Below are 13,646 nucleotides of genomic sequence, written 5' to 3'. Positions count from 1 at the left end.
TTTGAATGGAAACGCAATTCGACGTGGTGCTCGGCATCGATATGGAAAATGACATCGGCAGTTTCACCGATTTTTACGAAGGAGTCAAATTCGGCACCTTCCGGCTGCTGGAACTCCTGGAGCGCCATGGCGCCGGCGCCACGTTTTTCTGGACCGGTCATGCCGCCTCGCAGCATCCGCAGATTGTCCGACAGGTTGCAGCAGCCGGTCATGAGATCGGTTGTCATTCGCTCTATCATGAGACGCTCGGCGATCCGCTGTTTCCCCTGCCGAACAACTGGCCGGTTTGCGACTTTGAAGTGGCCGGCCGCATCCGGGAGGCGACCCGTCTGGTACAGGAAGCCAATGGCGGAACCCGGCCGACCAGTTTCCGCTGTCCCCGGCTGTGGGGCAGCACCCGGGTGGTTCGGGAACTCGAGGCGCTCGGCTATCTCGCCGACGCTTCGCTGCCGCTGTTCTTTTACCGCAACCGCCTGGCGCCCTACCATCCTTCGGCGGCAGACTGGACGGAACCCGGCGATTTGCAATTGGTGGAAATTCCGAATTTCTGCGACCTGGCGATGGAAAGCCGCGATCCCTGCCAGCGCGATCGGGACCAGTGGCCGCTGTTCCGGACCGCCGGCGCCGAGGCGCTGCTGGCCAAGGCGGCCGGCTTCGTCGATTACGTCAGCGAACGCCATGTCCATCCTGTGTTGTGTTTTTACTTCCACCCGTGGGAATTTCATCCGATGCCGTCGGGGGCGATCGACTACGGCGAAGCCAGCGTCCGGCCGTTGCCGTTTATCACTCAGAACTGCGGCGAAGAGGCCTGCCGCCAATTCGACCGGGTGCTGGCCGGCTTGAAAGCGGCCGGCGGCAGGTTCAAGACCGCGGCGGAAGTGGCGCTGGACTATGCGGCAGGGGTGAAATAATGGAACGGCTGCTGCAGCTCGACCCGGAACTGGCAAGCCTGCCGTCCGGGGACGGAGAAGTGATGGTCAGTCCGCATTTCCAGGGACGGATTCTGGCGTCGCTCCAGGGGGAACTGCTCCACCGTTTCGACCGGCGCCTGGCAGCCGGTCCCCGTTTGGCCGGATACGACAATCTGGGCGGCAACTCGCTGTGGCCGGCGCCGGAAGGCGGCCCGCTGGCATTCAACTATCTGCCCGGCGAACCCGGCTGGCTGGTTCAGCCCGGCATCGCCGCGGCTCGGCCGGCGGTCGCAGTCGCCGCCGGGCAGATTACCGCCAGCCAGACGATCCGCCTTCGCAACCGGCGGAATATTGCAGTGGAAATGACCAGAACGCGAACCGTCAGGCCATTGCCGGCGGCGGCGTTTCGAGGACTGGACGCCGTTGCCGCCACCGGTTACCACTCCCGGGATTCATTTCACTTGAAGGAACCGCAACGGATCGACGATTTCGTAATCAGCGCCTGGTCGCTGGAACAATTCGACTTGTCCGGCGATGCCATCGGCTTCGCGTTGGTCGGCGGCGATTCCCGCCGGGCGGTCAATACCGACTTCTATGGCGATCCGACTCCGCAGTTGACATTCGGCCGGGGATATTTCACCTTTCGCCTGAATGCGGCGGAACGGTTGCAGCTCGGCATCAGCCAGGCGGCGGAGCCGAAATTGATCGGCGCCTGGCTGCCGGAGCGCAAACTCCTGATCTGCCGGCGGACGCCGGTCGATCCGGCCGGCCGCTATCTGAATTTCGCCGACAACGACCAGCCGCACGGTGTTTTTTCCGCCAGCGATGTCTACAGCATCTTCACCGGCGGGCCACTGGGCTTCTTTGAGTTGGAAGCGCTGGCGCCGGTGACGTTGCAGGCCGGCCGCGTCACCGGCAGCACACTGGAGGCAACCACCTGGCTGCTGCAGGGTGATTTTGCCAGCCTCGAGGCGGTCCTGTCCACCGCAGCCCGGCTTGCCGGACAAGACGTTCTTCCTTGATCATCGCCGCCAGGAGTGGCTCCAAGTCAAACGGCTTGGAGCCATTTTCCCATCTCGCTCCGGGCTCTTCCGGACCGCGGAACGTACCGCAGGAAACGCTGCGGACCATTGCCGCCGGCCGGCGTACGACATAAATTGCTGAAAAGCGGCAATTCCAACTGGTAAAAAGCCAGGAGACATTCTATAATAGAACCGGGGCAAAGAGATGGCAATGAAACTAAAAATTAAAACTTTTTTTTCCTGGTTTATCGGCATTGTCGGAATTCTGGCATTATTGACGATGGCAGGCGTGTATTTCTGCCTGAATCGCACGGATCGGGCGTATCGGGACATACTCCCCGGGTCGTCCCGGAGTACCATAAAAAAGCAATTGTCCGAATTTGCCGAAACGCCGGCCTCCTTGTTCGAGATTGAAGCCGGCGGCTTTCCGCTCTGGCAGCTTCCCCTCGACCAGCCGGTTAAAATTTATCGTTATACTTATCGCTTTTCACCATTTCAATGGTTTTCTTTTCATCTCATCTATGACGCGAACGACGACTTGCTGCTGGCGGTTTCCGGTTATGAATAATCAAGTTTTCCGAAAAGCTCGTGAACAAATTCAGCGAATCCTTCCGCCTGGCATTGCGGCTGGCTTGAAAAAACGGATCATGGCGATCATTCACATTCAAACCCTGTAAAGGAGGAAACATGTTCAATACGAAATGGAAAAGTCTGACCGTGCTGCTGCTCGGCCTCTGGCTGCTGCCGCTGATGGCACGCGGCGGCGCGGCGGAAGATCTGGCGGTCATTCAACAGCGTTTGAAAGAAGGCCGGAACAGCCGTTGCACCTGGGTGTTTTACGGCGATTCAATCACCCACGGCGCCCTACACACCCACGGCTGGCGCGCCTATCCGGAAATCTTCCAGGAGATGTTCACCTGGGAACTGCGTCATTATGGCGACATCGTCATCAACGCCGCCCGCAGCGGCTGGCGTTCGGAGGATTTGCTCGCCAATTACGACACGATGGTCCGCGACCGGCGGCCGGACGTGGTGTTTCTCATGATCGGCTCCAACGATATTCCGAGCGGCGTTTCGCCGGACGCGTTCCGGGCCAACCTGGACGAACTGGTGAAGCGGGTGCGAACCGACGACGCCATTCCGATTCTGCAGACCAGCAACACGATCGAATATTACGTCTCGCCGGACGGTGAACCGCTGGACGGCTATTATCAGGGCTATATCCTCCGCTACGAGCAGTTGCCCGCCTATATGGAGGTGATACGCCAGGCGGCGGCCGACAACGATGTCATCCTGATCGACCATTTCAAATTCTGGCAAAAACACGCATCCGACCCGGAGGTGCTGCACAGCTGGCTCGGGGAAACAATCCATCCGGGGGCGCTCGGCCACCTGGAGATGGCGGCGCTGATCTTCAAAGCCTTCGGTCTCGATGTGAACAGCGCGGCATGCTTGAAGAAGCATCCCGGCGTCATCCTGCCCGGAGACGAGGACATCAAGTAACCCGGCTTGTCTGCCAGCTTGAACCCGGACCAAGCTGGGCAACGGCGCGTTTCCCGCGCCGGACAGTTCTTCACAGCAATGAAAGAATCCGGCCGACCAGCATGCCGACGCCGGTGCCGGTAATGAAGCCGAGCATCGCCATCAACACTCCGACCGGAATCAACACCGGCGAATAGGTCGCCGCGATGATCGTCGCCGACGCGACGCCGCCGATATTGGCCAGCGACGCGACGCCGCAGGTGAACAAATCGAAGCGCAACAGCCGGGCGGCGCCGGCCATGATCAACGCATGGAAGGCAATGATCACCAGGCCGAGCGCAATATAAAGCGGCGCCGCCTGCAGTTCGCTCAGATTGACCATCGAACCGATCAGGGCGATCAGGATGTAAAGCATCGTATTGGACAATTCCAGCGTTCCCGGCAATTTGCCGATCGGCGTCATCGCCAGCAGGCAGCCGGCCACCGTCACCAGCAGCACCGTCCAGGTCGAACTCCGGATATAGTCGCTGACCGGCAGCCAGGAGCCGGCCAGTTGGGCCACCGCCGCCACCCCCAGCCCCAGGCCGAGCAGAAAAATCAAATCGCCGAACGTGATATGCCGCCGGTCATGTTCCGCCTCCCGCTCCAGCTTGCGGGTGATTTCCTCCAGCACGCCGCTGTCCGCTCTCGTCCAGCGGTTGAATTTGTGCGCATACGGCACCAGGGCCAGCAGCACCATCAGCCACAGCGAATAATCAACCGAATCCATCAGCAGCGTATAACCGAATTGGGCATTCGGCACTTCCAGCATTCCCTTCAACGCCATCATATTGGCCGAACCGCCGATCCAACTGCCGCAGAGCGCCGCAAACGCTTTCCAACTGTCCGGTTCCAGCAGCGAACGAAACAAGGCAAACGTCAGAATAAAGCCGGCGGCGATGCTGAACGAAGCGATGAAGAATGCCAGCAGCAGCCGGCCGCCCAGCCGGACAATACGCCGCAAATCGCTTTTCAGCAACATCAGGAACAGCATCGCCGGCATCAAATTGGCCTGCAAAGCGGCAGACAACTGCCGGATCTCCTCATTCATTTCCCAGAGGCCGGAGCTGCCGAGCAGCATGGTCAACAGGTAAAGGCAAACCACCGCCGGCACGTATTCGAACCACTTGCCTTTGACGCGCTCTTCAAGAATTTTCAGGCCGCCGGCCAGGAAAACCAGCAGCGCCAGATAGCTGAAACCGTTTTGAATCATGTTACAATTCTATTTCATCGCTGTTCCATTGCTCATTCGTCCTTTTACTAGATTCCTGCAATGGAGTTTTTCAAGCAGCTTCAATCCGAAACTGCCAAAAATGACGAACCGCCGATTCGCAAAAAAAAACGGGATGCGACGCTGCGGCGCCCGCATCCCGTTTTTGCCTCCGGCAAGAGGACTGCGCCTTTCAACTCAGCGTGATGGTCTTGCCGGTGATCCGCGATTCCTCCGCCGCAAAAGCCATCAAATGGCCCATCAGCGAAATATCCGGCCCGGAACAGAGCAGCGAAGGATCGTTGGCGGTGATCGCCTCGTAGAATTCATGCATCATCGCCTGGTCGCCGCCGCCGTGCCCCCCGGAGAACATGCCGCCGGCCACTTCCGTATCATAGGTGACGGTCTCCTCCGCGCCGAAACGCTGGACGGTGATATAGCGGCCGTCGCCGTACACCCGGCCGTGCGTCCCCATGAATTCGGTTTCCCGGCCGCCGTCCGGCGTGAATGCCGTCATCGTGAAAGAGGCCGAAACATCCCCTTCGAAATCCATGCAGACCACCTGGTTGTCGACGACATTGTTGTCGCAGGCGAACACGCAGCGGCCGTACGGTCCTTCCCGCAGCGCATTCAACACGCCCTGCTCGGTAAAATCGCGGGTGATGACATTCAACGGCCAATAATGGTCGCCGGAATACAGCTTCCGCAGATAGAAGGTTTTGGCCGAATAGATGCAACTGTCGCACAGCGGACAATCCAGACAACGGTCCGCCGCACCGGCCGGCCGTTTTTCCGGACGGAAATAATTCAGATTGCCGAAACTGGAAACCTTGCGGCATTTTCTGCCGAGCAGGAAAAGCATGATATCCATATCATGACAGCTCTTGGCCAGAATCATCGGCGAAGTCGTCTCGGAATTGCGCCAGTTGCCGCGCACGAAGGAGTGCGCCTGATGCCAGTAGCACACCTTTTCGAGATGCCGCACGGTGACGATTTCACCGATCGCACCGCTCTGAACAATATTGCGCAGCCGGACAAAATACGGCGAATAGCGCAACACATGGCAGACCGCGAAGAGGACGCCGTACTTGTGGGCGGCTTCGTTGATCGCCCGGCAATCGGCGGCACTCGGCGCCATCGGCTTTTCCAGCAGAATATGATACCCTTTTTCCATGAAGGCGATCGCCGGTTCACGGTGCATATCGTCATTGGTGGCGATGATCACCGCGTCGGCCAGTTTCGGCAACGCGGCCAGTTCGCGCCAATCCTTGAATTGCCGTTCGGCGGGAATATGATGCCGCTCGGCAATTTCACGGCGGAAATTCTGGCGCGGCTCCGCCGCCGCCACCACCTGAAATTCTTCCGGATGTTTTTCGGCATATCCGCCGTAGCAGTCCAACCCGCGTGAGCCGGCTCCGACAATCGCAATTTTCACTGGAGGCATCAAAAAGACCTTTCCCGTCATTTTTCCAGCAGCGCCTTCCGCCGATCCCGAGATCCGAACACTTTTGGCGGGAAGCGCTTACTTTCATCATTTTCTTATCATTAAACCATCATCACGTGCCTGTTTTAATTATATCTAAAATATGACGGAAAGCAAGCGCGCCAAGCATAAAAACCGGAAATCTTTCCGCCCCTTCCCTGCCCGGCGCGTCAAAACTCCGACCGCGAATTGACAAACCGCGTTATCATGATAAAATATCCCAGTCATTTTCGACAACACGGAATAAGGAGTTCATCAAACGATGCACGTATTGCACTTCACCGATTTATTCACCGACGGCGATTTCGACGATTATTTCGACCTGGCCGGCATTTATGCGCTGGACCGCCTGGAATCCGCCGCCATCGTCCTGGACGGCGACGGCGACCAGCAAACCGGACCGCGCGGCGGCAGTGCCGCCCTCCGGCGTTTCCAGCGGCTGATCGGCCGGCGCGACCCATTTTTCATCGGCCTGAACCGTCCGCTGCGTTCCCCGGACGATCCCGGCAGCGACTCGCCGCCGGAGCTGCAACGCAATGTGGAAAAAATTCTGGACTGGCTGGAAACGGTCCCCGGCCCGGTCACCGTCACCGTCGTCAGCAGCCTGCGGACCCTGGCGGCGGCCTACAACCGCAACCCGGCACTGCTGCAAGATAAAATTGAACGCGTCCTGGTCGTCGCCGGCGACGCGGCCGTCAGCTATCAGGAGTGGAATGTCGCGCTGGACGCATCGGCTTACCGGCGCATTCTTTCTTCTCCGCTGCCAGTCTGGCAGGTGCCGTGCTTCGAATGCGGCTTGTGGAGCAGCGGCCCGCACAGTGCCTATTTCACCGCCAGGCACAGCGAACTCTTCGAACGGACCGACGATGCCTTGTTCCGGTGGTACATTTACCGCTTTTACCAGCAGACCGACCCCTACGAAACCTATCGCTGGACACCGGCGGAACAGGCCGATTTTCTGGCGGCAACCCGCAATCTGTGGAGCGTGCCGTTTTTCACGATCCTCGACGGCAGCTATCCGGACCTGCTTCAGCAGTTCGACCGTTCAACCGGCCGGTCGTTGAACGACATATTCACCTTCGAGCCCGGCCCGGTCCGTTACCGTGCCGGCGAGCGCATCGTCACCGTGCCGGACCGGCTCATTCCGCAGTTGCGTCTGCCGGAGCCGGACAGCTATCCGTCCTTCGGCAAATTCATCATCCGGCACAATTTCGCCAGAATCCGCCGGAAAATCAACGCACAGGAGGAGTTTTTCACCTCCCAGGATGGGTTGCCGCCGGCCGAATGAAAAAATTTTGCATAAAATATCAAAAAAAATGCGATTGGGGTATTGACTTTTGGAAAAAATTTTGATATAATTATAATGCAATGATAACAAAGGATGACAAACCTCATGTTGATGGTAAAACAACAACCGATGCTGTATCAGGAAGTCTACAATGACTTGCGGCGCAAAATTCAATCCGGGGAACTGCCGGTCGGCTGCCGGATTTCCCCGGAGAATGAACTGACCAGGCATTACGAGACTTCCACTTCCACCATCCGCAAAGCGGTGCAGCTGCTCTGCGATGAGGGGTTGTTGTGCAAACGGCGGCCGGTCGGCACCTTCGTCATCGGTTGTCCGCAGGACAAGGCGGCGCCAGCGGAATCGGTGAATTTTCCGGATCTGCCGGTCGCGCCAGCCCAAACGGCGCTGAAAGTCGCGGTGCTGATTCCGGATGTCAGCGTGGTTCTGCCGGAGGGCGACTACCGCCACTGGCAATTGTATTTGCGCCGCCTGAAGGGAATTTTCGCCGCCGCGGCCCGCCACAACGTCACCGTCCTGATGCACGACCTCGGCGATCAATGCGGTTATGAGGAATTCGACGGCTTGATCATCATCCGCTGGGCGGAACTCTTCGAGCCGGAACCCTTCCGGAGCATCGCGCGGCAACTGGACGGCAACCGGATTCCCTACGTCGTCATTTCCGACTATTATTTCGAGCTTACCGCCAAATGGTGGCTGGTCGACAATCTCGAACTGGAGTTTTTCAACGCCTACCGCTTCCTGGCCGAAAACCGGATGAAGAGTCTGCTTTACGTCGGCCCCTGCTTTCTGAAGGGCAATCCCAGGCTCCAGGCGCTGTCCCGGGCGGCGGAGCTCTATCACTTCGACTATGAACTGCTCAATATCGAAGACGCCAACCGCAAGAACGCTTATGCCGGCATTCAACAGTATTGCGCGGGCGATATCGCCAAATTGCGGAAATTCGACACCATTTTCTGCTCGACCGACTGGCAGGCGTTCGGCGTCATGGAATTCCTGCTGGAAAATAACATCCGCATCCCGGACGATTTGAATCTGATGGGCTGTGACAACCTGGCGGAAGCGGCCACCTGTCCGGTTCCGTTGACCACCTTCGAATTTTCCGGAACCTATGCCGGAGAATTGGCGATGGAACTGATGCTCAAGGCGATCGCCAATCCGAACGCCAACGGCGAAATGATTGCCGGCCGCGGTGAAATCCTGATCAGAAACAGTGTAAAGTTGTATCAATGATTTAATAAGTCAATCGCATTGAAACCTTAAAGAACAACCAGGAGGAAAAAATGAAACAGAAAAAGAGTTTTACTTTGATCGAATTGCTGGTCGTAATCGCGATCATCGCCATTCTCGCCAGTATGCTGCTGCCGGCGCTGGGCAAAGCCAAAGCCAAGGCGCAGGCGATCAAATGCGTCGGCAATCTGAAACAGATCGGTTTGGTGATGTTCATGTATACCAACGATTACGACGACTGGGTTCCGGGCACTTACCCAGGTGTTGACGAATCGGAGGTCTGGATTTCTTATCCACGGGAATTCATGGACAATTACGGGATGGGTTACGAAAGCTTCAAATGCCCGGCCGGCAGATCCACTGCTACTAAATACGATGATATTGCCTATTCTCGTAAAAGTGATTATGGTATCAGCAGCGCCAGTTTCGGCAGTTGGCCGACCTATCATTTTATGGGCAATGATCAGTGGCGGCCACATAAAATGTCGGAATACGATCAGTTCGGTCGCAATTCAACATTAATTTATGCAGGCGACAGTTTTTCGGATGAAGGAGATCATGATGACACCAATCGCTACGGCGGTGATGGCAATATCATCAATTCCGACGGCGGCGGCGAACCGAATTTCAGAAGGGGCTGGTATTATCCGCTGGCATTGCGGCACTCCAATCGCACCAATGTCTGCATGTTGGACGGTCATGTCGAATCTTTGTTGGGAGCACAATTCACGCTTGGCTACAAATATTGGATGCCGGCCTCCTGGGGTACAGGCGGAGCGTTGGAATTCCGTTCTGGAAGTGATTATTAAACAATCAATCACATAATTTAAGTGATGACAAAATAATCTCTCCGACGAGCCGGATGATTTTCTCCGGCTCTTTTTCTGAATACTTCAAAAAAAAGTTTGAAATCCCGATCAATCGATTGGATTTTTGGGCCAATCCGGATTATATCATGGATTGGTACACCGGATATTTCAACCCACAGGGAATGCAATCGTTATGCCAAGTTTACCGCAAACCATCCGCAGAGCGACTTTGTCGTTGATGCTGACCGGCGGAATGTTGCACGCCGCCGACGCCGAACCACGCCATACCGAGGACCACACCATGCCCCAAGCGACCATCCAGAATTACCACGGCAGCCCCGGGCTGTTTATCAATGAACAGCCTTTGTTTCCGATGATTCTGTTCGAACAGGAAATTGCTCCGAAGGACGCCAGGACCTTCCAGGAAGCCGGCGTCAAACTGTACTCCTTCATCGAAAAAACCTCCTTCCTCGACCTGGGGTGGACCGATGACTACACGACCGATTATTCGATCATGGAGCGGGTGCTGTCGACGACGGCCCAGCGCTGTCCGAACGGTTATTTCCTGCCGCGCATCCATCTGTGGGCGCCGGACTGGTGGCTGGAAAAACATCCGGAAGAGGCTTTTTTCGGTCACGACGAAAGCGATAAGCGCAATGAATCCTTCGCTTCCGAGCTGTGGCTGGAGCAGGCCGGCGCGGCGCTGCGGCGCATGGTCCGCTATATCGAAGATTCCCCGTATGCCGATCAGGTCATCGGCGTGGTATTGAGCACCGCCCAGGGCGGCGAATGGCATCAGTACGGCGTCGACAACACGCCGGCGATGGAGCGTTATTTCAGGAATTACCTTCGCAACCGTTACCGGAACAACCTCGAATCGCTGCGGGAAGCCTGGCAGGACGATACCGTGACGTTCGACAACGCGACGACACCGGACGAAAGCGAACTGTATGCCGAAGATTACGGCATTTTCAAAGACCCGGCACTCGGCCGGCGCTGCATGGATTATTGGGAAGCTTATCATCAGGTGACCGTCGACGCCATCGATCATTTCTGCCGGATCGTCAAGGACGAGAGCAACGGCCGGCTGCTGACGGTGACGCTGTACGGCTACAGCCCGGATATGAACTGGCACGAGAAATACATCCATCACCGCGCCGCCGGCGCGGCCCACCGGTTGACTTCGCTGGATGCCATCGCCGGCCCGCACACCTACCATCGGCGCGGCCCCGGCAAAGACGGCGCGTTGCGCAATTATCCGGCCAGCCTGGCATTGCACGGCAAGCTGTTCATCGATGAAGCCGACGACCGCACCCATTTGAGCTTCCCCAAGAACTGGGCGACGCTCTGCAACAACCTCTGGGAATCCCAGCAGGTGCTGCGCCGTTCGTTCGGCAATGTCGTCTGCGCCAACAGCGGCATGTGGTACATGGACCACTCGTCCGGCGAATGGTATGATGCGCCGGCCCTGCGGGAAGATTTCAAGCGGATCAACCGCTGGGCGGATTATTCCATGCAACTGCCGCGGCGGGAAATCGCCGAAGTGGCGGTGATTTCCCAGCCGCAGAGCGAATTCTACCTCGGCGGCCATCTCGACTGGACCAGCAATATGTATGAAGCCGAACAGGGCCAGTTGGAGGACTTGTGCCGCAGCGGCGCACCGTTCAGCAAGTTCCTGATCGACGATCTGGCCGACGGCCTGATTCCGGATCACAAAGTGTATATTTTCCTGGATTGCTTTTTCCTGACCGATGCCGAACGCCGGGCGGTTGAGCAGCTCAAACGGGACGGCAAGACACTGATCTGGTATTACGCGCCCGGCTTCGTCACCGAGCACAGCCTGTCATTGGATGGAATGAAGCAGCTGACCGGCCTGGACTTCACCGTCCAGGATTCCGGCGGAGTCGTCGTCAATCTGGAACAGCCGACCGGCCGCGGCCTCCAGCGCTTCGGCTTGCCGGAACGGCTGCTGGAACAGGCCGATCTGGTCGAAAACTGCATGAAAACGGAACTTTCGCCGCGTTTCGTGCCGGCGGCGGACGCTTCCGGCACGATGGTGATCGGCCGCTATGCCGATACCGGCGATCCGGCGATGGTCAGCCGGAAATTCGCCGACTGGACCAGCGTTTACGTGCCGATGACGCCGGTTCCGGCCGAAGTGCTGCGGGAAATCTTCCGCGACGCCGGCGTCCACATCTACCTGGAAAGCAACGACAACCTGGCCGCCAACGCGGCGTGGTTGTGCATCACCGCGCCGGAAGCCGGCACCAAAACCGTCAAACTGCCGGAAGCGCTGGATGTCTACGATGTCACCGGCGATACCCTGATCGGGCGCCGCTTGACCGAATTCCAGTTGCCGATGCAGGAAAAAGAAACCAAGATCCTGGCGGTCGGCAAAAATTTGCCGGAACCGCCGAAATCAACCATAACGGAGTAAACCATTCATCATGTCTGAACGCAAACCTATTCCGGTCGTCCTGGACACCGATATCGGCGGCGACATCGACGACGCCTGGGCGCTGGCTTTGCTGCTGCACTGCCCGGAAGTCGAGGTCAAACTGGTGCTGTCCGCCTGTTCCGATACCATTTACCGCGCCCGCATCATCGCCAAACTGCTGGAAGCAGCCGGCCGGACCGATATTCCAGTCGGCATCGGGCTGCCGACGCTGGTCAAAGGCGACTGGCGAACGGTCGTCGATTATGTCCGGGATTACAACCTGGCCGATTACCCGGGCACCATCCACACCAACGGACTTGAGGCGCTGATCGAACTGATCGATCAGTCGCCGGAACCGGTCACCATCATCAATATCGCCGGACTGAGCAACATCGGCGCCTTGCTGAAACGGCGGCCGGACCTGGCCGCCAGGATTCATTTCGTCGGCATGCACGGCAGCATCTACCGCGGGCTGGAATGGGATCCGGTGCCGATCGCTGAATGCAACGTCAAAGCGGATCTGGCCGCCTCCCAGGCGGTATTCGCCGCGCCGTGGAAATCGATGGTCATCACCCCGCTGGATACCTGCGGCGTCGTTCGCCTTGACGGTGAAAATTACCGGCGGCTGTTCGAATCGCCGCAACCGCTTCTGCGGGACATCTTCACCCAATACCGAATGTGGCACACGGCACTGCAGGCGCCCTGGAAATTCGAAGAAAAAAGTTCGATCCTGTTCGATACGGTGGCGATCTTCCTGGCCTTCTCCCGGCAATTCCTGAAGTTCGAAACTCTCGGCATCCGGGTAACCGACGACGGCTTCACGGTGCCGGACGAGAATGCCGGCAATCGAATCGAAGTGGCGGTCGACTGGCTGGATCTATCCGGCTTCCAGAATTTCATCACCGAACGGCTGCTGCGCCAATAGGCGAACTCATCGCAATGTCCAGCCGCCGCGCAAATCCATCCAGTCAATGTCTTCCGGCCTTGCTCCGCATCCGCCGGAGCCGGGAGGCATTGATCGCGATGGACGATAAACAGGCGAGCTTGGCCGGCAGCCGGAGACTTCGCTCTCCGGAGCAAGAAGGCCAGCGGCCGGCTTACAATTTCACCCGGCCGGCCAATGCCGCTGAAATCGTCGCCGAATCGGCATAGGTAATGTCCGCCCCGGCCGGCAATCCCTGCGCCGGCCGGGTAATTTGCTCCACCAATTTTTCACAGAGGCCGGCCAGGTAAATCGCCGTCGCCCTGCCCTCGACGTCCGGACTCAACGCCAGAATCAGCTCTTTGACGGCGCCGGCTTCGAGGCGGCGCAACAATGGTTCTATCGTCAAGTCGGCCACCGAACGATTTTCCAGCGGCGACAGGCGGCCGCCGAGCACATGATAGAGGCCGCGGTAACTGCCGCTGTTCTCGATGGTGATGATCTGGGAAAAATCTTCGACGACGCAAATTTGCGATGTCCTGCGGCCGGCATCGGCACAAACCGCACAAATTGCCCCCTCGGCCGCCAGATTGCCGCAAACCGGGCAAAAAGTGACGCTTTCCGGCAATTTCTGGATCAACGAACCGATATGCGCCAGTTTATCCGACGGCCATTTCAGCATCGCCAGCGCCAGGCGCTCGGCACTGCGGCGGCCGATGCCGGGCAAGGTTTTCAGCCCGGCGATCAACTCATCCATAATTTCCGGATAATCGGCCATCGGCATTTCCCTTTCCG

At 58.0% G+C, this 13,646-nt stretch carries 12 protein-coding genes; 9 read left to right on the top strand and 3 right to left on the bottom strand.

Annotated features, from left to right (window positions below; translation table 11 throughout):
• Positions 1-5 precede the first annotated feature (5 nt).
• From HWX74_RS17240 to HWX74_RS17225, 4 genes are all read left to right on the top strand, one after another.
• Positions 6-911 (top strand): polysaccharide deacetylase family protein, encoded by a 906-nt coding sequence (locus HWX74_RS17240; RefSeq protein WP_176014827.1) that lies wholly within the window; start codon positions 6-8, stop codon positions 909-911.
• On the top strand, positions 911-1,933 hold the full coding sequence (locus HWX74_RS17235; RefSeq protein ID WP_176014826.1) for a DUF6786 family protein: 1,023 nt from the start codon (positions 911-913) through the stop codon (positions 1,931-1,933). The genes HWX74_RS17240 and HWX74_RS17235 overlap by 1 nt, the downstream gene beginning before the upstream one ends.
• Before the next feature lie 370 nt (positions 1,934-2,303).
• Positions 2,304-2,501 (top strand): hypothetical protein, encoded by a 198-nt coding sequence (locus HWX74_RS17230; protein ID WP_176014825.1) that lies wholly within the window; start codon positions 2,304-2,306, stop codon positions 2,499-2,501.
• A 119-nt stretch (positions 2,502-2,620) separates the two neighbouring features.
• Positions 2,621-3,436, top strand: coding sequence for an SGNH/GDSL hydrolase family protein (locus HWX74_RS17225; RefSeq protein WP_176014824.1), 816 nt, complete (start codon positions 2,621-2,623; stop codon positions 3,434-3,436).
• Between the two features lie 70 nt (positions 3,437-3,506).
• Here the strand turns inward: HWX74_RS17225 and HWX74_RS17220 are convergent, their stop codons facing one another.
• Positions 3,507-4,667 carry a DUF819 domain-containing protein gene (locus HWX74_RS17220; protein WP_176014823.1) on the bottom strand — a complete coding sequence of 387 codons (1,161 nt, stop codon included), beginning with the start codon at positions 4,665-4,667 and terminating at the stop codon, positions 3,507-3,509.
• A gap of 190 nt (positions 4,668-4,857) precedes the next feature.
• A complete protein-coding gene (locus tag HWX74_RS17215; RefSeq protein ID WP_176014822.1) occupies positions 4,858-6,108 on the bottom strand; it encodes a Gfo/Idh/MocA family protein in 1,251 nt (416 codons plus the stop codon).
• A 301-nt stretch (positions 6,109-6,409) separates the two neighbouring features.
• Here HWX74_RS17215 and HWX74_RS17210 point away from each other — a divergent pair, with 301 nt between their 5' ends.
• The 5 genes from HWX74_RS17210 (at position 6,410) to HWX74_RS17190 (ending at position 12,854) form a co-directional block, all read left to right on the top strand.
• The gene (locus HWX74_RS17210; protein ID WP_176014821.1) at positions 6,410-7,435 is read left to right on the top strand and encodes a nucleoside hydrolase; all 1,026 of its coding nucleotides are present in this window, start codon (positions 6,410-6,412) and stop codon (positions 7,433-7,435) included.
• Between the two features lie 105 nt (positions 7,436-7,540).
• Positions 7,541-8,686: a substrate-binding domain-containing protein gene (locus tag HWX74_RS17205; protein WP_176014820.1), complete on the top strand. Its 1,146-nt coding sequence runs from the start codon at positions 7,541-7,543 to the stop codon at positions 8,684-8,686.
• Positions 8,687-8,736: 50 nt separating this feature from the next.
• Positions 8,737-9,492, top strand: a complete 756-nt coding sequence (locus HWX74_RS17200; RefSeq protein WP_176014819.1) for a prepilin-type N-terminal cleavage/methylation domain-containing protein — start codon at positions 8,737-8,739, stop codon at positions 9,490-9,492.
• A gap of 193 nt (positions 9,493-9,685) precedes the next feature.
• Positions 9,686-11,929, top strand: coding sequence for a hypothetical protein (locus HWX74_RS17195; protein ID WP_176014818.1), 2,244 nt, complete (start codon positions 9,686-9,688; stop codon positions 11,927-11,929).
• A gap of 10 nt (positions 11,930-11,939) precedes the next feature.
• Positions 11,940-12,854 carry a nucleoside hydrolase gene (locus HWX74_RS17190; protein WP_176014817.1) on the top strand — a complete coding sequence of 305 codons (915 nt, stop codon included), beginning with the start codon at positions 11,940-11,942 and terminating at the stop codon, positions 12,852-12,854.
• A 172-nt stretch (positions 12,855-13,026) separates the two neighbouring features.
• Here HWX74_RS17190 and recR read toward each other — a convergent pair whose 3' ends face one another.
• Positions 13,027-13,635, bottom strand: a complete 609-nt coding sequence (gene recR, locus HWX74_RS17185) for a recombination mediator RecR (RefSeq protein ID WP_176014816.1) — start codon at positions 13,633-13,635, stop codon at positions 13,027-13,029.
• Positions 13,636-13,646 lie beyond the last annotated feature (11 nt).

It is taken from the genome of Victivallis sp. Marseille-Q1083, assembly GCF_903645315.1.
In the GTDB taxonomy this organism is placed as follows: Bacteria; Verrucomicrobiota; Lentisphaeria; order Victivallales; family Victivallaceae; genus UMGS1518.
The sequence above is the reverse complement of the archived record's forward strand: the minus strand, read 5'-3'. Positions and strand labels throughout refer to the sequence as shown.